General features: G+C 44.9%; 22 protein-coding genes. 13 read left to right on the forward strand and 9 right to left on the reverse strand.

Going from position 1 to position 20,414, the window contains the following annotated elements; genetic code table 11:
• Positions 1 to 10: 10 nt before the first annotated feature.
• A complete protein-coding gene (gene msrA / locus R7E00_RS11470) occupies positions 11 to 649 on the forward strand; it encodes a peptide-methionine (S)-S-oxide reductase MsrA (RefSeq protein ID WP_005379620.1) in 639 nt (212 codons plus the stop codon).
• A 70-nt stretch (positions 650 to 719) separates the two neighbouring features.
• On the opposite strand, the gene R7E00_RS11475 is transcribed toward msrA, so the two are convergent.
• A complete protein-coding gene (locus R7E00_RS11475; protein ID WP_005379612.1) occupies positions 720 to 920 on the reverse strand; it encodes a DUF1107 domain-containing protein in 201 nt (66 codons plus the stop codon).
• A 215-nt stretch (positions 921 to 1,135) separates the two neighbouring features.
• On the opposite strand from R7E00_RS11475, the gene R7E00_RS11480 reads away from it, so the two are divergent.
• The 7 genes from R7E00_RS11480 to R7E00_RS11510 all read left to right on the forward strand — a co-directional run bounded on the left by R7E00_RS11480 (position 1,136) and on the right by R7E00_RS11510 (position 6,764).
• Positions 1,136 to 1,687, forward strand: coding sequence for a YtfJ family protein (locus R7E00_RS11480; RefSeq protein WP_005383122.1), 552 nt, complete (start codon positions 1,136 to 1,138; stop codon positions 1,685 to 1,687).
• A gap of 226 nt (positions 1,688 to 1,913) precedes the next feature.
• Entirely contained in the window at positions 1,914 to 2,213 is a 300-nt protein-coding gene (locus tag R7E00_RS11485) for a DUF2607 family protein (protein WP_005379608.1), read from the forward strand.
• 133 nt (positions 2,214 to 2,346) lie between these two features.
• Positions 2,347 to 3,000, forward strand: coding sequence for a zinc uptake protein ZrgA (gene zrgA / locus R7E00_RS11490; protein ID WP_151514464.1), 654 nt, complete (start codon positions 2,347 to 2,349; stop codon positions 2,998 to 3,000).
• A gap of 52 nt (positions 3,001 to 3,052) precedes the next feature.
• The gene (locus tag R7E00_RS11495) at positions 3,053 to 3,781 is read left to right on the forward strand and encodes an ABC transporter ATP-binding protein (protein WP_017820286.1); all 729 of its coding nucleotides are present in this window, start codon (positions 3,053 to 3,055) and stop codon (positions 3,779 to 3,781) included.
• Complete coding sequence (locus R7E00_RS11500) at positions 3,778 to 5,037, forward strand: ABC transporter permease (RefSeq protein ID WP_017820287.1); 1,260 nt, start codon at positions 3,778 to 3,780, stop codon at positions 5,035 to 5,037. The genes R7E00_RS11495 and R7E00_RS11500 overlap by 4 nt, the downstream gene beginning before the upstream one ends.
• 4 nt (positions 5,038 to 5,041) lie before the next feature.
• The gene (locus R7E00_RS11505; protein WP_005379600.1) at positions 5,042 to 5,536 is read left to right on the forward strand and encodes a DUF3299 domain-containing protein; all 495 of its coding nucleotides are present in this window, start codon (positions 5,042 to 5,044) and stop codon (positions 5,534 to 5,536) included.
• Between the two features lie 322 nt (positions 5,537 to 5,858).
• Positions 5,859 to 6,764 carry a TIGR03899 family protein gene (locus R7E00_RS11510; RefSeq protein WP_064353580.1) on the forward strand — a complete coding sequence of 302 codons (906 nt, stop codon included), beginning with the start codon at positions 5,859 to 5,861 and terminating at the stop codon, positions 6,762 to 6,764.
• An 89-nt stretch (positions 6,765 to 6,853) separates the two neighbouring features.
• On the opposite strand, the gene cysC is transcribed toward R7E00_RS11510, so the two are convergent.
• From cysC to cobA, 5 genes are all read right to left on the reverse strand, one after another.
• Positions 6,854 to 7,471 carry an adenylyl-sulfate kinase gene (gene cysC / locus R7E00_RS11515; RefSeq protein WP_005379598.1) on the reverse strand — a complete coding sequence of 206 codons (618 nt, stop codon included), beginning with the start codon at positions 7,469 to 7,471 and terminating at the stop codon, positions 6,854 to 6,856.
• Between the two features lie 24 nt (positions 7,472 to 7,495).
• A complete protein-coding gene (locus R7E00_RS11520; protein WP_005379596.1) occupies positions 7,496 to 9,220 on the reverse strand; it encodes an SLC13 family permease in 1,725 nt (574 codons plus the stop codon).
• A 251-nt stretch (positions 9,221 to 9,471) separates the two neighbouring features.
• Positions 9,472 to 10,902: a sulfate adenylyltransferase subunit CysN gene (gene cysN, locus R7E00_RS11525; protein WP_017633444.1), complete on the reverse strand. Its 1,431-nt coding sequence runs from the start codon at positions 10,900 to 10,902 to the stop codon at positions 9,472 to 9,474.
• Between the two features lie 18 nt (positions 10,903 to 10,920).
• Entirely contained in the window at positions 10,921 to 11,829 is a 909-nt protein-coding gene (cysD, locus tag R7E00_RS11530; protein WP_005379592.1) for a sulfate adenylyltransferase subunit CysD, read from the reverse strand.
• 59 nt (positions 11,830 to 11,888) lie between these two features.
• Positions 11,889 to 12,764: a uroporphyrinogen-III C-methyltransferase gene (gene cobA, locus R7E00_RS11535; RefSeq protein WP_031780800.1), complete on the reverse strand. Its 876-nt coding sequence runs from the start codon at positions 12,762 to 12,764 to the stop codon at positions 11,889 to 11,891.
• 275 nt (positions 12,765 to 13,039) lie between these two features.
• On the opposite strand from cobA, the gene cpdB reads away from it, so the two are divergent.
• Positions 13,040 to 15,001 carry a 2',3'-cyclic-nucleotide 2'-phosphodiesterase gene (gene cpdB / locus R7E00_RS11540; RefSeq protein WP_262606265.1) on the forward strand — a complete coding sequence of 654 codons (1,962 nt, stop codon included), beginning with the start codon at positions 13,040 to 13,042 and terminating at the stop codon, positions 14,999 to 15,001.
• 97 nt (positions 15,002 to 15,098) lie between these two features.
• Positions 15,099 to 15,677, forward strand: a complete 579-nt coding sequence (locus R7E00_RS11545; protein WP_262606266.1) for a Crp/Fnr family transcriptional regulator — start codon at positions 15,099 to 15,101, stop codon at positions 15,675 to 15,677.
• Positions 15,678 to 15,731: 54 nt separating this feature from the next.
• On the opposite strand, the gene dbpA is transcribed toward R7E00_RS11545, so the two are convergent.
• Complete coding sequence (gene dbpA / locus R7E00_RS11550) at positions 15,732 to 17,111, reverse strand: ATP-dependent RNA helicase DbpA (protein WP_005379583.1); 1,380 nt, start codon at positions 17,109 to 17,111, stop codon at positions 15,732 to 15,734.
• 142 nt (positions 17,112 to 17,253) lie between these two features.
• Here dbpA and R7E00_RS11555 point away from each other — a divergent pair, with 142 nt between their 5' ends.
• Positions 17,254 to 17,715 carry a GNAT family N-acetyltransferase gene (locus tag R7E00_RS11555; RefSeq protein ID WP_262606268.1) on the forward strand — a complete coding sequence of 154 codons (462 nt, stop codon included), beginning with the start codon at positions 17,254 to 17,256 and terminating at the stop codon, positions 17,713 to 17,715.
• A gap of 91 nt (positions 17,716 to 17,806) precedes the next feature.
• Here the strand turns inward: R7E00_RS11555 and R7E00_RS11560 are convergent, their stop codons facing one another.
• Entirely contained in the window at positions 17,807 to 18,403 is a 597-nt protein-coding gene (locus tag R7E00_RS11560; protein WP_256901135.1) for a LysM-like peptidoglycan-binding domain-containing protein, read from the reverse strand.
• A gap of 232 nt (positions 18,404 to 18,635) precedes the next feature.
• Between R7E00_RS11560 and R7E00_RS11565 the strand changes: the two genes are divergently transcribed.
• Positions 18,636 to 19,256: an FKBP-type peptidyl-prolyl cis-trans isomerase gene (locus R7E00_RS11565; RefSeq protein ID WP_005383137.1), complete on the forward strand. Its 621-nt coding sequence runs from the start codon at positions 18,636 to 18,638 to the stop codon at positions 19,254 to 19,256.
• Positions 19,257 to 19,409: 153 nt separating this feature from the next.
• Positions 19,410 to 19,889, forward strand: coding sequence for a DUF2780 domain-containing protein (locus tag R7E00_RS11570; RefSeq protein WP_017820297.1), 480 nt, complete (start codon positions 19,410 to 19,412; stop codon positions 19,887 to 19,889).
• Positions 19,890 to 20,024: 135 nt separating this feature from the next.
• Here R7E00_RS11570 and rplQ read toward each other — a convergent pair whose 3' ends face one another.
• Positions 20,025 to 20,405, reverse strand: a complete 381-nt coding sequence (gene rplQ / locus R7E00_RS11575) for a 50S ribosomal protein L17 (RefSeq protein ID WP_005383141.1) — start codon at positions 20,403 to 20,405, stop codon at positions 20,025 to 20,027.
• Between the last annotated feature and the right edge of the window lie 9 nt (positions 20,406 to 20,414).

A 20,414-nucleotide genomic window follows, 5' to 3' on the forward strand; every position in this document is an offset into this window, starting at 1 on the left:
GACAAATACCATGCTCAACAAACAAACATTGATCAGTATAGAAGATGCCTTGCCAGGTAGAGATCAACCAATGCAGATTGACGATCATCATTTTGTAAATAAATCTAACCTAAAGGCGCCTCTTGCGTCACACCAACAGCAGATTTTGCTCGGAATGGGCTGTTTTTGGGGCGCTGAGCGCGTATTTTGGCAACTCGACGGCGTTGTATCTACTTCAGTCGGTTACGCTGGGGGTTACACACCCAATCCCACGTATGAAGAAGTCTGTACGGGTAAAACGGGTCATACAGAAGTCGTACGAGTCGTTTTCGATGAACGCGTCATCTCATTAGAAAAGCTACTGGCTGTTTTTTGGGAAAAACACGACCCAACTCAGGGAATGCGTCAAGGTAACGACTTAGGTACTCAATATCGTTCTGCAATTTACACTTATTCGACGGAGCAACTCGAGAGCGCAGAGAAATCGAAACTCTTGTATCAGCAAGCACTGCAAGAAGAGCAGCGCGCGAACATCACCACCGAAATACAACCAGCAGGTCCGTATTACTTTGCGGAAACCTACCACCAGCAATATTTGGCGAAAAACCCTGATGGTTACTGTGGCATCGGAGGAACGGGAGTTTGCTTCCCACCAAGCCTCCAAGGATAAACCTAACCAGCAACAAAAAGAGCGACCGATATGGTCGCTCTTTTCTAAATCTAAGTGGGTACCAAGCTAACTAAGCCGATAATGATGCTATCACTTGGTTGACTTCTTTAAAGATGGTGAGCCTTTTATGATCGTTGACGTCAGGTAGTAACACTTTGCCATTGTCGAACTGAAAACAGCCAACCCCAACAATAAAAAACTGACCTTTGAACAACGTTTTAACAAAACGGGCCACTTGTAATGGTCGATATACAGCAAACTCACGTAGCATAACTCACCTCAATTCCTTTGAGAAAACACGGATTGCTTATTTTTCCTCTGCAATCTTAATGCGCAATTTGCGACGGAAATCATTTTAGCAAATTCTAAATATAACGCAAGATTACACCACTCCATACGTTAAATAAATGTTATCAACGGTCCTACAAATTTCTAAGATCTGGATATATACTGGAAGCTTCCAAACCTCGTACGGAATATAACAATATGAAAACTAAGACTCTCCTACCTCTACTACTGGCCTTAACGCCAAGCTTGACCTTTGCACACAACTTGTCAGTGGGTAAAAGCGTTCCTCCTGTCAATGTTGCCGCTTACGGCGAGATTGTTTTACAAGGCGAAGGCGTTGCATACCAACCCTGGGCAACTCAACATATGCAAGGCAAAGTTCGTGTTATTCAAGCCATCGCAGGCCGTAGCAGTTCAAAAGAGATGAATGCCCCTTTAATGTCGGCAATAACAGCGGCAAATTTTCCACAAGAAAGCTACCAGACGACGACTATCATCAACCAAGATGATGCAATTTGGGGGACAGGCTCTTTCGTGAAGTCTTCAGCTCAAGACAGCAAAAAAGAGTTTCCTTGGTCATCCATGGTTCTTGATGAAAATGGCGTAGTTGCTAATACTTGGGACCTGAAAGAAGAAAGCTCGGCCATTATTGTTCAAGACAAAACGGGCAAAGTTCTGTTTGTCAAAGAGGGCGCACTTGAGCAAGATGAGATAACAAAAGTCATTGAGCTTATTAAACAGAACATCTAGCTTCATTGAATGGCTCCTTATTCTTGTTGTAAGGAGCTATATGAATTTGATTAGAAGCATGGGCAGTGATAACTCTGCTCTTTATAAGTGCGACACTTCCACAGAGAGTATTACCAATATTTTTCGGCACGCATGTGTGGAGTTAAATTTTTCTGCTAGCCAACAAAAGAGTGAACTTTTATTCATTATGGGTGTTATATTATAACAGTCGGTAAGAGGAGCTCAGATGTACCACCACCAGCAAAAAACACTAAGATATTGGTATCGCACTGCTTTATTTTTCAGTGTTGCGTTGCTGATCGCTTGGAACTTTGCGGTTGTACTTCATCAAGTCGATCTGACGCCCGACCATCATACCCATCATCATTGCCAATTATTTTCTGGTGTTCAGCACGGTATAGCAAAGGTACAACCTACCCTCTCTACACCGACTTTTACGCGCGCCCAGCATCATCATGTTTTTTTGCATCTCGTGTACGGCGAAGAAGTTCTTGGCGCTGCTCGTGCCCCTCCTTATTTTGCTTAATTTCCAAACTATTCCACACTCAAAATTATTGAGTTCATTTCCGCACCTAGTGTGTCAGGAACAATAACTTAGTGAAACTCGAATCTGAGCAATACCGCCTTTGGTTAATGCCAGTAAAATTAGGAAAAATACAATGTCATCAAAACACGTTTTAGCCCTTGCTATTGGCCTCACTTTATCGACAGCAGCGAATGCAAACGAATACCGCCAGCATGGTGCTCATGTGCATGGTCACGTCGAGTTTAATATCGCCCAAGATGGCAAAGATCTGTTAGTAGAGATTACAGCTCCTGGAGCTGATGTTGTGGGTTTCGAACATGCTCCAGAAAACGCGCAACAAGAGCAAGCGCTTAAACAAGCCGTCGCTACACTCGAAGACAGCAACGCATTGTTCGCTATTAACTCACAAGCTGATTGTAATGTTGAAGAAGCTTACGTGAGCCACAACCTAAGCGAAACTCATGAGGAACATGATCATAGTGAGCACGACCATGATGACCATGCACATCACGATCATGAAGGGCACGAACACTATGATCATAATGAACATCATGATAAACATGACCACCATGACGATCATGATGAGGCGCACGATCATGGCGGTCACGGTGAATTTTCGGTGCAATATCGCTTCAGTTGCGAACAAGTTAATCAGCTTAGCCAAATCCAAACCGATTGGTTTAACCAGTTCCCAACTACAGAGTCCATCAGCGTCAATATATTCACTGATACCATGCAATCAGCAATTAAATTAAGCAAAGATAACACCCAAATCGTAATCAAATAACACGAGTGGCGTGTAAGTACCTACTTACACGCCAAAGCTTTGGTGATTTAATATGACTGAAACCACACCAAATGTTGTCGAGCTAGAGGATGCCCAATTTTTCTGGCCCGGTTCAATCAACGCAACCATCCACATCCCTAAATTACACATTACACAAGGCGAGCATGTGTTTATCAAAGGTCCAAGTGGCTGCGGTAAATCGACCTTGCTCGCTTTGTTGACGGGGATTAACACATTAACTTCAGGCTCTCTATCTGTACTCGATACTGACCTTGCTAGTTTAAGTGCCAGTCAGAGAGACCGCTTTCGCGCCAATCATATTGGCTACATCTTTCAACAGTTCAATTTATTGCCGTACCTTAACGTACTTGAAAACGTATTATTGCCATGTCAGTTCAGTAAAATACGACGTGACCGTGCCCATTTAGGTGCCTCATCTCAAACGTTAAATGAACAGGCTCAGGCCCTACTAGAACGACTGCACCTGCCAAACGAGCTTCATACACGCCCTGTCTCTGAATTGAGTATTGGTCAACAACAACGTGTGGCTGCGGCTCGAGCTCTGATAGGACATCCAGAGTTAGTGATCGCTGACGAACCAACCTCAGCTTTAGACTATGACAATCGCAAAGCATTTATTGAGCTCCTTATGGAGCAAGCGAATCAAGCCAATGCCACACTGGTATTCGTTAGCCACGACCCAACACTCGAACCCTTATTCGATCGCACGCTCAATCTACCCGACATTAATCAAGTATCTAGCCTAGGAGCCATATCATGAGTGCTGTTGTAAAGCTCGCCTGGAAAAGCTTGATGAACCGCAAAGCGACGGCAATTCTAACCATCATGACCGTTGCGATTTCAGTGGTACTCCTCTTGGGCGTCGAGCGTATCCGAACTCAAGCCAAGGATAGCTTCGCTAATACAATTTCAGGCACTGACCTCATTATTGGTGGACGCTCTGGGCAAGTGAACCTATTGCTCTATTCTGTGTTTCGTATTGGTAATGCGACCAACAACATCGATTGGAAAAGCTACCAAGAGTTTGCCAATCATCGTTCAGTCGATTGGGCTATTCCAATCTCGCTTGGCGACTCGCATAAAGGCTTCCGAGTTATGGGAACCAATCACAGTTACTTTGAGCATTACAAGTTTGGAAGTAAGCAACCACTAACATTTAGCAAGGGTAGAGAATTCCATGGTTTATTTGAAACCGTGCTAGGTTCTGATGTCGCTAAACAACTTGGTTATGATATCGGTAGCGAAATCATCATTGCCCACGGCATTAGCGACGTTGGCTTTAGCCGTCATGACAATCTGCCATTTAAAGTTGTCGGTATCCTTGCACCTACAGGAACACCAGTCGACAAAACTGTCCATGTATCATTGGAAGCCATCGAAGCCATTCACGTCGGATGGGAAAGTGGTGCGCGTTTGGGCCCGACACCCAAGGCACAAGATCTCAAAAACAGAGACTTTCAGCCCAAACAAATTACCGCTATGCTCGTTGGTTTGAAATCTCGTATTCAAACTTTCGCCCTGCAAAGACAAATTAACACCTACCCCAAAGAGCCGCTCAGCGCCATTATGCCCGGCGTTGCGTTGCATGAGTTATGGGGAATGATGTCGGTTGCAGAGCAAGCCCTAATGGCAGTATCTGGTTTTGTCGTGATCGCAGGGTTGTTAGGTATGTTAAGCAGTCTATTAACTAGCCTACAGGAACGCCGCCGTGAAATGGCGATTTTGCGTGCCATGGGAGCAAGGCCTCGTCATGTTTTCTCACTCTTAATTAGTGAAGCCAGCTTGCTTACTGCTGCTGGTATTATTACTGGCGTTACTGGGCTGTATGCCATTCTTGCTATCGCGCAGCCGATCATCCAACAGCACTATGGAATACATCTCACCTTAAGCATCTTATCTACTTATGAGTGGATGCTATTAGGTTTCGTACAATGCGCTGGTATTGTGATTGGTTTCATTCCCGCACTCCGCGCCTACCGACAGTCACTGAGTGACGGAATGACAATAAGGATTTAATAAAATGTGGAAAAAAATACTCGCAAGTTGCTTGCTGGTCGTCGCATTCACAGCGCCTGTTATGGCCAGCGAAGAACCATTGAAGCTTGACTGGATTGACCTTGTTCCAGAAAAAGAGCGTAAATTGTTCGACAGTATAGGCATGCCCGCATCTGATCACAGTGGTGGTGCAGCCCAGCAGTCCAAGATTGGTAACGTTCGACCAGAACTGAACGGAAGCCAAGTTAAAATTCCGGGGTTTGTTATCCCACTTGAAGGTGATGCCGATACCGTCACCGAATTTTTATTGGTGCCATATTTTGGAGCTTGTATTCACGTGCCACCACCGCCTCCAAACCAGATCATTTACGTGAAGTTTCCGAAAGGCGCGCCTGTTCAAGAGTTGTGGGATGTTATATATGTGGTTGGAACGTTGAAAACCGAGACGATAAACCACGAACTGGCAGAAACGGCTTACGTTATTGAGGGTTCAGAAATAGAAGCCTACGACGATATGTAATTTAAGTCGTCGATAAGCCTCGCTACACCTAAGGCGTCACACTGGCGCCTTTTTTAGCTTTGTGCTACACGATATAACGAGATAAATACGCTAATACGCCCACATAAATAACCAAAAGAAACGCTATCGACAGGTGCTTTTTGAGTTTACCTGCTTCTGAGAACTTCATAGCCCCTCCAAAATAACGATAACAATTTTAACAACTCATTATCATTTTGAATAGCCCTATTCGTTCAAAAACTGAGAACTCCTGTCTGGTCGCTTGGTCAGATAAGGTGTAAATTTAAACGTGCGAACCGCGCAGTTCTTGGTAGGAAAACGAATGGCAGACCCGACAAAGCAACCTGTTGTCATCGAACATCAGTCAGACACAAAAAAAAATACGCAACAAGAAAAGAAACAAGGCTACATAAAAGACAGTGCTAGTAAGGTAAAAACCATTGCCCAAATACACGGTCTTGACGCCTTACTGCAAACCGAACCGCCAGCCAAATCTGCGTTTGAAAGAGCCCAATTGCGAGAGCAAAGACGCCAAGAACAGCGACAAAAAAACTTAGAACAGATTTTAAAATTAGCGCACAGTTCATGCCGAGATGAGACAGCGGGAGAGCCAGACCAAGATTGGTTGCATCGATTTTTTGAGATGGCTCAAGACATCCATAACAGCGCGATGCAAAAGCTATGGGCTCAAGTGATGAAGCGTGAAGTGACCAATCCGGGTTCAACGTCCATGAAAGCGTTGAAAACCCTCAAAGACATGTCACCAAAGGAAGCACAAACTCTGCAAAGAGCCGCCTCTTTAGCGTGCAGTTTTGGAGGGGATCACAGCAGAAAACTGCTGATTGGTTACAAAGCGCAAGGAGGAATATTTAGCTTCGGCAAGCGAGACGTCGCCAACAGCCTAAATATGGGAAGTTTTCAACTGCCGTATTCAAGCTTGTTGCTCTTAATTGAATTAGGGCTGCTGCACAGTGCCGAACTTGAATCTGGCGAAATTAGTATCGAGACACCGTTGGCCCTCACCTACCAAGGTAAAAACTTGTCACTGAACGTAAACAGCAAAGGTGTCCGCCTTTTATATTACCGCTTCACACCCACAGGTAATGAGCTCTGTACCTTGCTCGGAAACAAACCACATGCCGAATACTACGATCAAATGCTTGCACTGTTAAATCATAGATTTAGTGTCCATAGTGAAGCTAAAAGTACGGTTCATCATACCGTCTAGCCAGCTTGAGAAGCATTTGATCACCTATGATCCAAATACTTCTCAAGCAGCTCAAAGAGCTTTAGGTCACCTATGATCTAAATGCTTTTTTATCGGATCACACCGCGTTGTTTAAGATCGATTAAGCACAAATCTACCAGCTCATCGACACTCTTTTCTCCCGCGGGCAAATCGATTTCAGGGTTCTCTGGCGCTTGATATTCCGAATCAATACCAGTGAAATTAGGAATCTCTCCCGCACGGGCTTTACGGTATAAACCCTTAGGATCTCGACCTTCGCAAACCTCTAGAGATGCATTGACATACACTTCGATAAACTCGCCTTCTGGCAATAAATCGCGCACTAACTTCCGCTCTGCACGATGCGGTGAAATAAACGCCGACAGAACAATTAAACCCGCATCTGCCATCAACTTCGCCAGTTCACCAATGCGACGAATGTTCTCGCGACGGTCCTGTTCAGAAAAACCTAAATCGCTACACAAACCATGCCGTACATTGTCACCATCCAATAAATAGGTGTGGTAACCCAATGCTGCAAGGCGATTTTCCAACGCCCCCGCTACGGTTGATTTACCCGCTCCAGATAAACCAGTGAACCACAATACGGCAGGTTTTTGCTTCTTTAATTCAGCACGAAACTGTTTATCAACCGAATGCTGGTGCCAAACAATGTTTTCATCTTTTACCGTCGTTTCGGCAGTCATAACATATCCTTGTAAATATCGGAATTAAAACGGGAAAAAGACCGGGATCAAAGTAAGTACTAATACAGAGTACACAATCGAAATTGGCACTCCAATTCTCACGTAGTCGGTCAATTTGTAATTTCCTACGCTGTACACCAGCAGGTTAGTTTGGTAACCGTAGGGAGAGATAAAGCTCGCACTCGCGCCGAACAAAACCGCCATGATGAATGGCATCGGATCCACGCCATAACCCACCGCCATGCTATAGCCGATAGGAAAAGAAAGCGCAGCCGCGGCATTGTTTGTCACCAATTCAGTGAGTACCAATGTCATGATATAAGTCGCCACCAAGGCACCAAATACTCCCCAGCCATTAAACGCTTCAATAAACATCACTCCCATTCTTTCTGACAATCCAGAAGAGATCATCAGTTGAGCAATAGACAAAGCGGAACCGACAATCACGACGATATCGATCGGAAAACGGCGGCGCAGTTCTGAAATCTGCACAATACCAAACGCAATAAGCGCGATAAGGTACGCAGCTAGACCTTTAATAATCGGTACTAACTCTAATAGAGCGCATCCAATTACGGCTGCAAAGCCCAGTAATACAATAGAAGACTTATTCGTATCAAGCCGAGCGCTAGAGTCCAAGTCATGCACTAAAACAAACTCTTTACGATGAGCTCGGCGTTCAGACTCAAAACGCTTTCCTGGAACCAGAACTAACGTGTCTCCTGGCGCTAAGGTAATACTACCCAAGCCACCTTCTAGGCGTTCGTGGCCTCGGCGAATCGCCACAACAACGGCATCGAATCGGTCGCGGAATCGGCTCTCTTTGAGGGTTTTGTAGCAAAATGTCGCCGACGAGCTCACCACAACTTCGATAAAGTTTTGCCCATTTAAGTGCTGCTGACCAAACAACTTGAGGCCCGGAATTTCTTGCAGGGTAGCGACGCTCTCAACATCGCCACAAAATAACAGACGGTCTTTTGCATTGAGCACAAAATCCGGTCCCACAGAAGAAACAGTAACACCATCGCGCACCACTTCTGCAAGAAACAGTTTGCGCAGCGCACGTAAATTATTCTCGCTGATCGTACGCCCAACTAGCGGTGAGCCTGGCTCAACGCGAGACTCAAGAAAGTAAGGTAAATCTTCTTGGTTTTGATCATCATAATTCGGTAGCAAGTAGCTAAGCGGGATAAGAATCAGCATCCCTCCCACCAGCACAGCCAAACCTATCATCGTAGGTGTAAAAAAGCTCAGGCTCGGTAAGCCTGCGTCTTCGACAAAGCTGTTGATGATTAAGTTAGTCGACGTACCAATCAAAGTTAACGTGCCACCAAAAATGGCGGCATAAGACAAGGGAATAAGTAATTTCGAAGGTGCATGCTGCTGATTACGCTTAATCGCCCCAATCAATGAGACAACCACAGCGGTATTATTCGTAAATGAAGAGAGCAAGGCTGTCGATACACCGAGCTTAGCAATCACGCTGCCTAACTGGCCCTCAGAGATACTTCGGCTCACCCAACTGATCAGCAGTGTTTTTTCTAGAGCACAGGATGCAAGAATCAATAGAACCAGGGTTAACAATGAAGAGTTGGTAAAATTGGATGCGATAGTGGCTGAATCCATCATCCCAGCCATGAATGCAATAAAAGCGGCACCCGCAAAGACGTAACTAGGCTTAATTTTCGTGACAAGCAAGCAAGTGATAATGCCAAGCAAAATCGCTAACACAAACCCTTGTTCCCACATAGCCTTTCCTTACCAAATAGCCCCAAAGGGCACAACAACGACTCATTTATCCATGAGACACCGACAAACGAGTAAACAGACAAAAATCAGCGCAAGCGAAAAGAACATCAGAATGCTCGGTTTTCTTGGGCTCCACCGAAGCATTCTGGTATTAGGAGAATACCTAACGACATTTCGCAATTCAGTTAGGTAGCGACGCCCCAAGTACAACAGCAGACAGTGTCTGAAATTATCGTACTTGGGTGAGCCAGTTACTTTTTCAGAAACTGGCTGACGTCTTTTGCTTCCCAGTGTGGGAAGTGTTTACGGACAAGCGCATTAAGCTCAACTTCAAACGCAGAGATGTCCGTCAAATCGCGCTCAACTACGGCGAGGCTCTCTTTAACCATGCCGGCACCAACCGTCACGTTCGTCAGACGATCGATAATGATAAAGCCACCGGTATCTGCACAGTCTTGATAATTGTCCAGCGCGACTGACTCATTAAGAGACCATTCACACAAACCAATACCATTCAATGGCAGCTCTGCCGAGCTATGAGTCGAGAGATTATTAATGTCATATTGATGACGAATCGCTTCAACATGACCTACGGTTTTCTTACCTGCGATTTTGATGTCATAGTCACGACCCGGTTGCAGGGGTTGCTCTGTCATCCACACCACATCGGCAAGCAAATGGTTTGTGGTTTCCACTTGAGCATTATCTAGAACAATCAAATCGCCACGGCTAATATCGATCTCATCGCTTAGCGTCAGAGTGACAGCTAATCCGGCACGAGCTTCTTCGATATCACCATCAAAGGTCACAATACGTGCCACAGTTGACGTTTTACCCGATGGCAATGCTTTAATGGCATCACCGACTTTGATCGAACCAGAAGAAATGGTCCCCGCAAAACCACGGAAATCGAGGTTAGGACGATTAACGTATTGCACAGGGAAGCGGAATTCACCCGCGCCTTTTTCTTGATCCACATCGACCGTTTCAAGAAGCTCAAGCAATGATGGGCCTTTAAACCAAGTCAGGTTTTGGCCTTTATCCACCACATTGTCCCCTTCAAGCGCTGAGATCGGGATGATTTGAATATCAATATCCCCTGTCAGATTCTCAGAGAACTTCAGATACTCATCGCGGATCTCTTCAAAGCGCTCTTGGGAGTAATCCACTAAGTCCATCTTGTTGATCGCCACAACAAAGTGCTTCAAGCCCAACAGGTTGGAAATGAAAGAGTGACGACGAGTTTGATCGAGAATGCCCTTACGTGCATCAACCAGAATCACAGCTAAGTCACATGTCGATGCACCTGTAGCCATGTTACGTGTGTACTGCTCGTGTCCAGGAGTATCTGCAATGATGAATTTACGTTTCTGCGTCGAGAAATAGCGGTAAGCCACATCAATCGTGATCCCCTGCTCACGCTCAGCTTGTAAGCCATCGACCAACAACGCAAGGTCAGGCTTTTCACCCGTGGTACCCACACGTTGGCTGTCTGAGTGCACTGCCGCTAGCTGATCTTCATAAATTTGTTTTGAGTCATGGAGTAAGCGACCGATTAATGTACTTTTACCGTCATCCACCGAGCCACAAGTCAAGAATCTAAGTAACGACTTGTACTGGTGTTGTGTTAAATAGCCTTCGATACCAAGCTCGGCTAATTGAGCTTCAACTGCACTGTTCATTATCTTTCCTTAGATCCTTTAGAAGTAACCTTGACGTTTCTTAAGCTCCATCGATCCTGACTGATCGTGGTCGATCGCTCGGCCTTGGCGCTCACTCGACGTTGCCACCAGCATCTCTTCGATAATGCCAGTTAAAGTGTTTGCTTCAGACTCGATGGCCCCAGTCAATGGATAACAACCAAGGGTACGGAAGCGCACACTCTTCTCTTCAATCACTTCACCCGGTTGAAGCTCCATACGATCATCATCAACCATGATCAGCATGCCATCGCGTTCAACAACTGGGCGTTTGTCCGCGAGGTAAAGCGGCACGATCTCGATGTTTTCTAAATAGATGTATTGCCAGATATCAAGCTCAGTCCAGTTAGACAGCGGGAATACACGAATGCTCTCACCCTTATTGACCTGGCCGTTGTACGTCTTCCATAGCTCAGGACGTTGGTTTTTAGGATCCCATGTATGGTTCTTATCGCGGAATGAATACACGCGCTCTTTCGCCCGTGATTTCTCTTCGTCGCGGCGCGCACCACCAAAGGCCGCATCAAAACCGTACTTGTTCAGCGCTTGTTTTAAGCCTTGAGTCTTCATGATGTCAGTGTGCTTAGAAGAACCATGAACAAACGGACTACAGCCCATGGCTAGACCTTCTGGATTCTTATGTACCAAAAGCTCAAAACCGTATTTGGCCGCGGTGCGATCACGAAATTCAATCATCTCGCGGAACTTCCAATCGGTGTCAACATGCAGCAATGGAAATGGAATCTTACCTGGGTAAAAAGCTTTACGCGCAAGGTGCAGCATCACTGATGAGTCTTTACCAATCGAATACATCATGACTGGGTTATCAAACTCAGCCGCAACTTCACGGATGATGTGGATACTCTCCGCTTCGAGTTGTTTAAGGTGAGTTAAACGTTGTTGGTCCATGTTTTGTATTTCCTTTTTAAGCTTGAAGGCGCATTACGTCTCTAATCTTTGGTCTGAAATTATATGGAGTTGGCAATAGCACTTTTGTTGAATTCAGTACTAGACAAAAACCAGTCTAACTTTTGAGACAGCCGCACTACCTCTCCGACAACAATCAAAGATGGCGATTGTGCTTCCTTCGATAAATCAGAGAGTTGGGAGAGTTCTCCCGTAAATACTTTTTGTTGAATCTGCGTGCCACGCTCAATAATGGCAATCGGAGTCGACGCTGAACGGCCATGCTTAATGAGTTGATTCTGAATATAGTGTGATTTCATCAGCCCCATGTAGATCACTAAAGTCTGATTCCCACGCGCCAACGTGGACCAATCCATCTCATCACTTTCTTCTTTCAAGTGGCCAGTCACAAAGATGGCCGATTGCGCATAATCACGATGAGTCAGTGGAATACCAGCATAAGCGGTTGCGCCAGCTGCTGCGGTAATGCCAGGGACAACTTGAAAACGAACGCCGGCATCAGCAAGCACTTCTAACTCTTCACCACCACGACCAAATACAAACGGATCCCCACCTTTAATGCGCACTACTTTGTAGCCCTGCTTGGCAAAATCCACCAAAAGCTGATTCGTCTTCTCCTGCGGCACACTGTGATGCCCAGCTCGCTTCCCAACGCACACCAAAATCGTATCGCTTGGAATCAATGCCATGATTTCTTCAGACACCAAGTAGTCGTACAAAACCACGTCAGCTTGCTGCAAGCAGTTCAGTGCTTTCACCGTCAGAAGTTCAGGATCGCCTGGTCCTGCACCTACTAAGGCGACTTCACCAGGCTGTAGCGATTGCTTTGCAAAACGAGTAACACCAGCGACTGGGTTGTCAGAAACTAACCGGGGCTTTGGTTTAGGAAAAGAAGTGACTGAATCGTTCGTTGCCATGTGCTTGCTCATCGTCCATTGATATCGTTATGCAAGCATTATGGCGGGGCGTTTATATTACCTGAAATTCTAAAATTTCATTTTTTATTCAAAAATCTGCTAAGAAGTTTTTGTTTGGTCTCATTCAAAAGCGTGAAAAAGTCGGCGGTTAATATGAATAAGGTTCAGTAAACTGATTAATGTTCACAGTTTTCTGTATCTTTATCATCGAGTTGCATCCGTGTTTGATACATTACGCAGTACGATTTCCCCTTATCATTGAATTGGAGCACCAAATGAAAGTGGCAGTTCATCCTATTTCCCTCGCAGTATTAAGTGGCATGCTAACGCTTGCTGGCCCAACAATGGCCGATACCATCAAGCTTCGTATTATCGAAACCACCGACATTCACACCAACGTGATGGATTACGATTACTACAAAGACCAACCATCACAGCAAATCGGTTTAAGTCGCGCAGCGACAATAGTGAAACAAGCTAAGTCCGAGACAGAAAACACGGTACTAGTAGATAACGGTGATTTAATTCAGGGCAGCCCAATGGGCGATTACATGGCGGCAAAGGGGATTAATCCTGGCGACGTGCACCCAGTCTACAAAGCGATGAACCAGCTAGACTACGATGTGGGCAACATTGGCAATCATGAGTTCAACTATGGCTTAGATTTCCTACAAACGACGTTGAAGGGTGCAAACTTCCCTTACATCAATGCAAACGTATTTGATAAACAAACCGGTGAGCATTACTTCAAGCCTTACCTCATCAAAACTCACACATTTAAAGACACAAACGGCGAAGCGCATCAAATAAAAGTGGGTTACATCGGCTTTGTACCACCACAAATTATGGTGTGGGATAAGAAGAACTTAGAAGGCAAAGTCTTTGCTAAAGACATTAAGGAAACAGCAGAGAAACTGATTCCTCAAATGAAGAAAGAAGGCGCAGACGTGATTGTGGCGATTCCACACTCGGGCATTTCTACTGATCCATACAAACTAGGCGCTGAAAACTCTGTTTACTACCTCACAGAAGTTGAAGGTATTGATGCGATTGCTTTTGGTCACTCTCACGCCGTCTTCCCAGGGAAAGACTTCGCAAACCTACCTGGTGTTGATATAAATAAAGGGACCATCAATGGTGTAACGTCCGTGATGCCGGGCCGCTGGGGAAGTCACGTAGGTGTGATGGATTTGATGCTGAAAGAGAAAGACGGCAGATGGCAAGTCGTCGAAGGCCAAGCAGAAGCACGCCCTATCTTCGATAAAGTAAATAAGAAGTCATTAGCTAAAGCCGATGCAGATATTGTGAAAGCGTTAGAAGAAGATCACAAAGGCACTCGTGAATTTGTAAACCAACCAATCGGCAAAGCAAATGATGTCATGTACAGCTTCTTGGCATTAGTGCAGGACGACCCCACCATTCAAATCGTTAACCTTGCTCAGAAAGACTACGTAGAACGCTTTATTCAAGGCGACCCAGACCTTTCTGACATTCCAGTACTGAGTGCGGCAGCACCATTTAAAGTCGGCGGTCGTAAGAACGATCCGAATAACTTTACAGAAGTAGAATCCGGTCAGCTCACCTTCCGTAATGCGGCCGATCTTTACTTATATCCAAACACCTTGGTTGCGATGAAAGTGAAAGGTAAAGAAGTTCGCGAATGGCTAGAGTGCAGTGCGGGTCAATTCAACCACATCGACATCAACAATCCTAAACCGCAATCTTTGATTGATTGGGATAATTTCCGTACGTACAACTTCGATGTTATTGATGGGGTTAACTACCAAATCGACGTTACCCAATCGCCGAAGTACGATGCGGATTGTAAAGTGATTAATCCAGATTCTCAGCGTATTGTGAATCTGACGTTCAATGGTAAGCCTGTCAATCCGAAGCAAGATTTCATCATCGCAACCAATAACTACCGTGCTTATAGCAATACTTTCCCTGGTACAGGCCCAGATTTCATTGCGTTTGACGCACCAGATGAAAACCGCTCTGTCGTCGCCACTTATATTTCTCGCGTGAGTGAAGAAAAAGGAGAAGTGACACCAAGCGCTGACAACAACTGGTCTTTCGCACCGATTAAGTCCGATAACAAGCTAGATATTCGTTTCGAAACCTCCCCTAGCGATAAAGCGGCGCAGTTCATCAAAGAGAAAGGACAATACCCAATGAAACGCGTGTCAACAGACGACATTGGTTTCGCAATTTATCAAATCGATCTGAATAAATAAGGTTGATTTGACAGCAACACTAAGCGGCTCTCATGAGCCGCTTTTTTGTTATCAATAAAACCCGTTAAAATAAAGAAAACCGTTTCCGAGTTATCACATGCACATCGATCTTTTTTCAGACTTAGTCAATCATGGCTTTTTAGAGACAGAAGCAAACCAACTTATTGAAAATGGTGAGTTGCTCGAACTGCCTACACGCCACATTCTTAATCACCAAGGGGAGTTGCGCTCACACCTTTACTTCATCATTGAGGGGTTATGCCACGCAAGCTATCTCACGGAGCACGGCAAAGAATTCAGTAAAGAATTTTATTGGGAGAAGGACTGGGTTATCGGGTTTGAGAGCATAATAAAGGACCAACCTTCGCCTTACTTATTGGAAACGCTGAGCGCTTGTCAGCTATTTTGCTTGCCAATTGAAACGTTGCATCACTGGCGAGCAGAAAAGCACGCCATTTACTTAAAGCTACTCGAAAACCAACTGGTTAATAAAGAGAATAAAGAACGCTTTATGTTGCTCTACTCTCCAGAGGAACGATATCAATTGTTTTGCGCTCATTACCCAGATTTAGAGCAACGTATTACCGATAGTCAAATTGCGGCCTACCTGGGCATTACGCCAATCAGTTTGAGTCGAATCAAAGCACGCTTAACCAAAGATCACACTCTCAAATAAACTCAAAAAAGAAAAAAGCTCTTCAAACGAAGAGCTTTTTCTCTGCTATTTGTGCTATTTAAGAATTCGCGCCCGGAACTGGCGCCCTTTCATCTTGCCGTTACTAATGGTCTGTAGAGCCTTTTTAGCCACAGACTTTTCGACGGCAACATAAGCGCGCACAGGGAATAGGTGGATCTTTCCGACTTGAGAGCCTGGAATACCATTCTTTCCTGTCAAACAACCTAAGATATCACCCGGTCGTACTTTCTGTTTCTTACCGCCATCAATATTAATCGTAACCATTTTCGCTTGGTATGGCTGCTGATTTGATTTGGCAGGCAATGTTGCTGGTACCACGTCCATCTCTAGGTATTCTTCAATACGAGCTACACGTAAACCGTCTTTCTCACCAAAAAAGCTAAACGCTAAACCTTTACTACCCGCACGACCTGTACGACCAATACGGTGCACATGAACCTCAGGATCGCGCGATAGCTCAAAGTTAAAGACTGCATCAAGATTATCAACGTCCAAACCACGCGCTGCAACGTCTGTTGCAACAAGGATAGACACACTCTTGTTAGCAAACTGCACCAATGCTTGGTCGCGTTCACGCTGCTCTAAGTCCCCGTGGATATCGATAACGCTGAATCCTTTGTGATGCAACTCATCTGCGACACTTTGCACTTCTTTTTTGGTATTACAAAAAACCACCGCGGACTCTGGTTGGTGAGTCAGCAGCAAATTCGCCAATGCTTCATCACGCGCTTCCGAGCCTTCAACTTTATAGAAGTACTGCGCAATGCTTGAAGTATCATGCGTCGATTCCACCTTAATCACTTCCGGTGTCTGCATTATACGCTGCGCAATTTGCTCAATTTTTTCTGGAAAAGTAGCACTGAAAAGTAGAGTTTGACGCTGCTTTGGCGCTGCATCGATGATTGCATCTAATGCGTCTTGGAAACCCATGTCCAACATGCGATCAGCTTCATCTAGCACCAAGGTATTCAGTTCGCTAAGATCAATTCGGCCTTTTTCAAGGTGATCCAAAATACGACCAGGAGTACCAACTAGGATATGCGCACCATGCTCTAACGAACCAATTTGTGGCCCCATTGGCATCCCACCGCAGAGAGTAAGCACTTTAATATTATGAATGCCGCGACCTAAAGTACGAATTTCCTTCGCTACTTGGTCTGCAAGCTCACGCGTTGGACACAATACTAATGACTGGACACGAAAGCGTTTGACGTTGAGGTTCGATAAAACCCCTAAACCAAATGCAGCGGTTTTACCTGAGCCCGTTTTACCCTGCCCGATGACATCACGATGTTTTAGGATTGCAGGCAAGCTCAAAGCTTGAATTGGCGTCATGTGGGTATAGTTCAGGGAATCAAGTGTGGCGAGTAACGCTGGGTTAAGCCCAACTTGATCGAATGTTTGTTTGCTCACGGGGATATCCTCAGGTGAGATGGAAAGAGGGCACATTATCACCAGATTTGGTGGGAAAACCAGTGCTAATTAACCTTTGTTAATGAGTATGAGCTCAAAACAAAGTAAAGTCAGTCACTCTATTCTCATTACGGATAACAACATGCTCACTTGGATTACTTTGCCCTTTGCTCAGCTAACAACCACACAGCTGTATGAAATGATGAAATTGCGTGTAGATGTATTCGTTGTTGAACAAACCTGCCCTTATCCTGAGCTAGATGGTAAGGACACACTGGAAGGCGTTTATCATCTAATAGGCTATCACGGTGATGAACTGGTTGCTTGCGCACGATTACTGCCCGCAGGCACCACGTATGACAATGTGAGTATTGGTCGAGTGGTGACAAAGCAAACCGCGCGAGGCGGTGGCTTAGGTCATAAGTTATTGGACAAGGCCTTGGCACAATGCGAAACATTATGGCCAGGGCAGACAATCGATATAGGTGCTCAAGAACACCTCATCCCGTTTTATGCAAGTCATGGATTCAAGGTTATCTCAGAGTGCTACCTTGAAGATGGTATCCCTCATGTGGATATGCGGAAAGAATCCGTAGCGCAATAAGCTTCAATTCGATTGGTTACTATGAAAACTAATCGCTATGAAAGACTAACTAAAAAGACGCGATATCTTCGCGTCTTTTCATTTGAAGCGTTTACTTGTTACGTCCAAAGGTCCCATCCGATAAACGGAAAAACATAACGGACCGCCCGCTTTTTTCCAGCTGTAGCATATCTAACTCACCTTCGTCACTAAGCTTAAAGCGAATCAATTGTCCCTGCTTTATTTGGCTTAGCGGCTTATCACTGCCTTCTATGTTGACCAGAGCGCTAAGATCCGCCATAGAGAGCTGATTACTTCTGAAAACCTGCGCTAATGTATCACCATTTTTAACCGTGTACTCTTTCCAGTCTTCAGATTTCGGTCCAGAGTTCTGAGAGGTTCTCTGCTGGCTTAAACTCTGCGCGTTCAGCTCAATCGCTACGCGTTGATGATCGACCTCAGTCTGCTCAACTGGCTGGTCTGCTTTATTAGGCAAAGGAATAACAAGGAGTACCAGAATCAATGGCACTAAGACCATCAAAGCACGCTGGTGAAATTTAGGCAGACGCAACCAAAACTGCTTAACAGGCTGTATACGCTCCAACCATTGCTCTTTGTTGAACGGCTGCTTCCAGTCGATAGCAGCGAATTTTTGTTTAACCAATTCGACATAGTCGACTTGCTGCTTTTTCTTTCTGCGACGATTCATTGTAATGAGTCCCTTAATACTTCTACGGCCAGTATAAAAATACCGACGCGGAGAGTATATGTTTTTCACCAAACTAAAATGGAATTGGGATTAAATTAGCAGAAATTTCACTTGGAGTAAGAGATAAGTCACAACCTGGTCGCCTCAATTAAGCATTCAGTCGCAATCATTTAAACCTAAGCTCGAAACTGATATCCTGTTACCTTTATCACTCCTAATAAGAGCGACATTCATGTCTGAAATTAAATTTGAAACTGCAGAACAAAAAGCAAGCTACGGCATTGGTCTGCAAATGGGTCAGCAACTTGCAGGCTCTGGTCTTGAAGGTCTTAGCGTTGATGCTATCGCAGCAGGTATTGCAACAGCACTAACTGGTGACATGCCATCAATCGAAATTGATGAAATCAACAAAGCACTACAAGAACTTCACACTCGTGCAGAAACAGCTCGCCAAGAAGCAGCAAAAATTGCGGCAGCAGAAGGCGAAGCGTTCCTAAAAGACAACGCTCTACGACCTGAAGTTAACGTTCTAGACTCTGGTCTTCAGTACGAAATCATTTCTGAAGGTACTGGTGCAGTTCCTACAGCAGAAAGCTCAGTTCGCGTTCACTACCACGGTGAGCTAACTGACGGTACTGTATTCGATAGCTCTGTATCTCGCGGTCAACCTGCTGAATTCCCTGTTACAGGTGTAATCAAAGGTTGGGTAGAGGCACTACAACTAATGCCTGTTGGCTCTAAGTGGAAGCTATACGTACCACAAGATCTTGCGTACGGTGAGCGTGGCGCTGGTGCGGCTATCCCTCCATTTGCAGCTTTAGTTTTCGAAGTAGAACTATTAGATATTATCTAATTGAAACCATTTTCAATTATGATTAAATAAAACGGCGCACTAGCGCCGTTTTTTTGTCTAAACTGAATAGACTTTCTCACCTCTGAACCTTTCACTCTGATAGCCTTTAAAAATAAAATCACTTTTAAAAAACGCTCAACCTTTGGAGGTACTATGCGTAAAACACTCCTAACTCTAGCACTCCTATCAATCAACATTGGTAGTGCGCACGCATTCTTAGATTCAGTCACTCAAAAAAGTAAAGAAAGTGGCCTGATGGACATGGTCGGCAGCAGCTTGAACACCGAGTCATCTCCATTAACAGACATGCTAACTAGCCAATTACCAGTATCCACTGAGCAAGCAGCCGGAGGCAGTGGTGCGCTACTTGCTTTGGCTCAAAGCCAGCTTTCGCAAGAAAATAGTAGTGAATTACAGTCTTTGATTCCTGGACTTTCAAACTTGCAAGGAGCACAAAGCTTACTAGGAAATATTGAGAATATCAGTGCAGTCAAAAGTGCATTCGATACGTTAGGTTTAGACCCATCTATGATCAGTCAGTTTGCTCCAGTCATCTTGGATTACTTGAACAAGCAAGGCGCTAGCGAAGGGCTTCTAAGTTCGTTGGGCGGGTTGTGGAATACTAGTAAATAAGCGTAAGTGATAATCACTTTTTAAATTGCCAGTCTGCATGGGTTGAAATAAATGCAGGCTGGATATAAAGGTTTACTGAATTACAGATACAAAAAAGCCGAGCTAATGCTCGGCTTTCTCGTTCTTACGAACTGATTACTCAGCAGCTTCTTCAGCAGCTGGGCGATCTACAAGCTCAATGTAAGCCATTGGAGCTTTATCACCAGCACGGAAGCCAGCTTTTAGGATACGAGTGTAACCGCCCTGACGAGCAGCAAAACGTGGACCTAGTTCGTTAAATAGTTTTGCAACTACTTCGTTGTCACGAGTACGTGCAAATGCTAGACGACGGTTAGCAACACTGTCAGTCTTAGCTAGTGTAATCAAAGGCTCAACTACGCGACGTAGCTCTTTTGCTTTTGGCAAAGTAGTCTTGATAACTTCATGACGTACTAGAGAGCTAGCCATGTTGCTGAACATCGCTTTGCGATGTGAGCTGTTGCGGTTGAGTTGACGACCACTCTTACGATGGCGCATGACCTAATC

The sequence above is a fragment of the Vibrio sp. Vb1755 genome, from assembly GCF_033338635.1.
Taxonomy (GTDB): Bacteria; Pseudomonadota; Gammaproteobacteria; order Enterobacterales; family Vibrionaceae; genus Vibrio; species Vibrio alginolyticus.

Excerpts from the sequence above, each read along its gene's own strand:
- msrA (WP_005379620.1), top strand. The coding sequence starts at position 11 with ATGCTCAACAAACAAACATTGATCAGTATAGAAGATGCCTTGCCAGGT.
- R7E00_RS11475 (WP_005379612.1), bottom strand. The coding sequence starts at position 920 with ATGCTACGTGAGTTTGCTGTATATCGACCATTACAAGTGGCCCGTTTT.
- R7E00_RS11480 (WP_005383122.1), top strand. The coding sequence starts at position 1,136 with ATGAAAACTAAGACTCTCCTACCTCTACTACTGGCCTTAACGCCAAGC.
- R7E00_RS11485 (WP_005379608.1), top strand. The coding sequence starts at position 1,914 with ATGTACCACCACCAGCAAAAAACACTAAGATATTGGTATCGCACTGCT.
- zrgA (WP_151514464.1), top strand. The coding sequence starts at position 2,347 with ATGTCATCAAAACACGTTTTAGCCCTTGCTATTGGCCTCACTTTATCG.
- R7E00_RS11495 (WP_017820286.1), top strand. The coding sequence starts at position 3,053 with ATGACTGAAACCACACCAAATGTTGTCGAGCTAGAGGATGCCCAATTT.
- R7E00_RS11500 (WP_017820287.1), top strand. The coding sequence starts at position 3,778 with ATGAGTGCTGTTGTAAAGCTCGCCTGGAAAAGCTTGATGAACCGCAAA.
- R7E00_RS11505 (WP_005379600.1), top strand. The coding sequence starts at position 5,042 with ATGTGGAAAAAAATACTCGCAAGTTGCTTGCTGGTCGTCGCATTCACA.
- R7E00_RS11510 (WP_064353580.1), top strand. The coding sequence starts at position 5,859 with ATGGCAGACCCGACAAAGCAACCTGTTGTCATCGAACATCAGTCAGAC.
- cysC (WP_005379598.1), bottom strand. The coding sequence starts at position 7,471 with ATGACTGCCGAAACGACGGTAAAAGATGAAAACATTGTTTGGCACCAG.
- R7E00_RS11520 (WP_005379596.1), bottom strand. The coding sequence starts at position 9,220 with ATGTGGGAACAAGGGTTTGTGTTAGCGATTTTGCTTGGCATTATCACT.
- cysN (WP_017633444.1), bottom strand. The coding sequence starts at position 10,902 with ATGAACAGTGCAGTTGAAGCTCAATTAGCCGAGCTTGGTATCGAAGGC.
- cysD (WP_005379592.1), bottom strand. The coding sequence starts at position 11,829 with ATGGACCAACAACGTTTAACTCACCTTAAACAACTCGAAGCGGAGAGT.
- cobA (WP_031780800.1), bottom strand. The coding sequence starts at position 12,764 with ATGGCAACGAACGATTCAGTCACTTCTTTTCCTAAACCAAAGCCCCGG.
- cpdB (WP_262606265.1), top strand. The coding sequence starts at position 13,040 with ATGAAAGTGGCAGTTCATCCTATTTCCCTCGCAGTATTAAGTGGCATG.
- R7E00_RS11545 (WP_262606266.1), top strand. The coding sequence starts at position 15,099 with ATGCACATCGATCTTTTTTCAGACTTAGTCAATCATGGCTTTTTAGAG.
- R7E00_RS11555 (WP_262606268.1), top strand. The coding sequence starts at position 17,254 with ATGCTCACTTGGATTACTTTGCCCTTTGCTCAGCTAACAACCACACAG.
- R7E00_RS11560 (WP_256901135.1), bottom strand. The coding sequence starts at position 18,403 with ATGAATCGTCGCAGAAAGAAAAAGCAGCAAGTCGACTATGTCGAATTG.
- R7E00_RS11565 (WP_005383137.1), top strand. The coding sequence starts at position 18,636 with ATGTCTGAAATTAAATTTGAAACTGCAGAACAAAAAGCAAGCTACGGC.
- R7E00_RS11570 (WP_017820297.1), top strand. The coding sequence starts at position 19,410 with ATGCGTAAAACACTCCTAACTCTAGCACTCCTATCAATCAACATTGGT.
- rplQ (WP_005383141.1), bottom strand. The coding sequence starts at position 20,405 with ATGCGCCATCGTAAGAGTGGTCGTCAACTCAACCGCAACAGCTCACAT.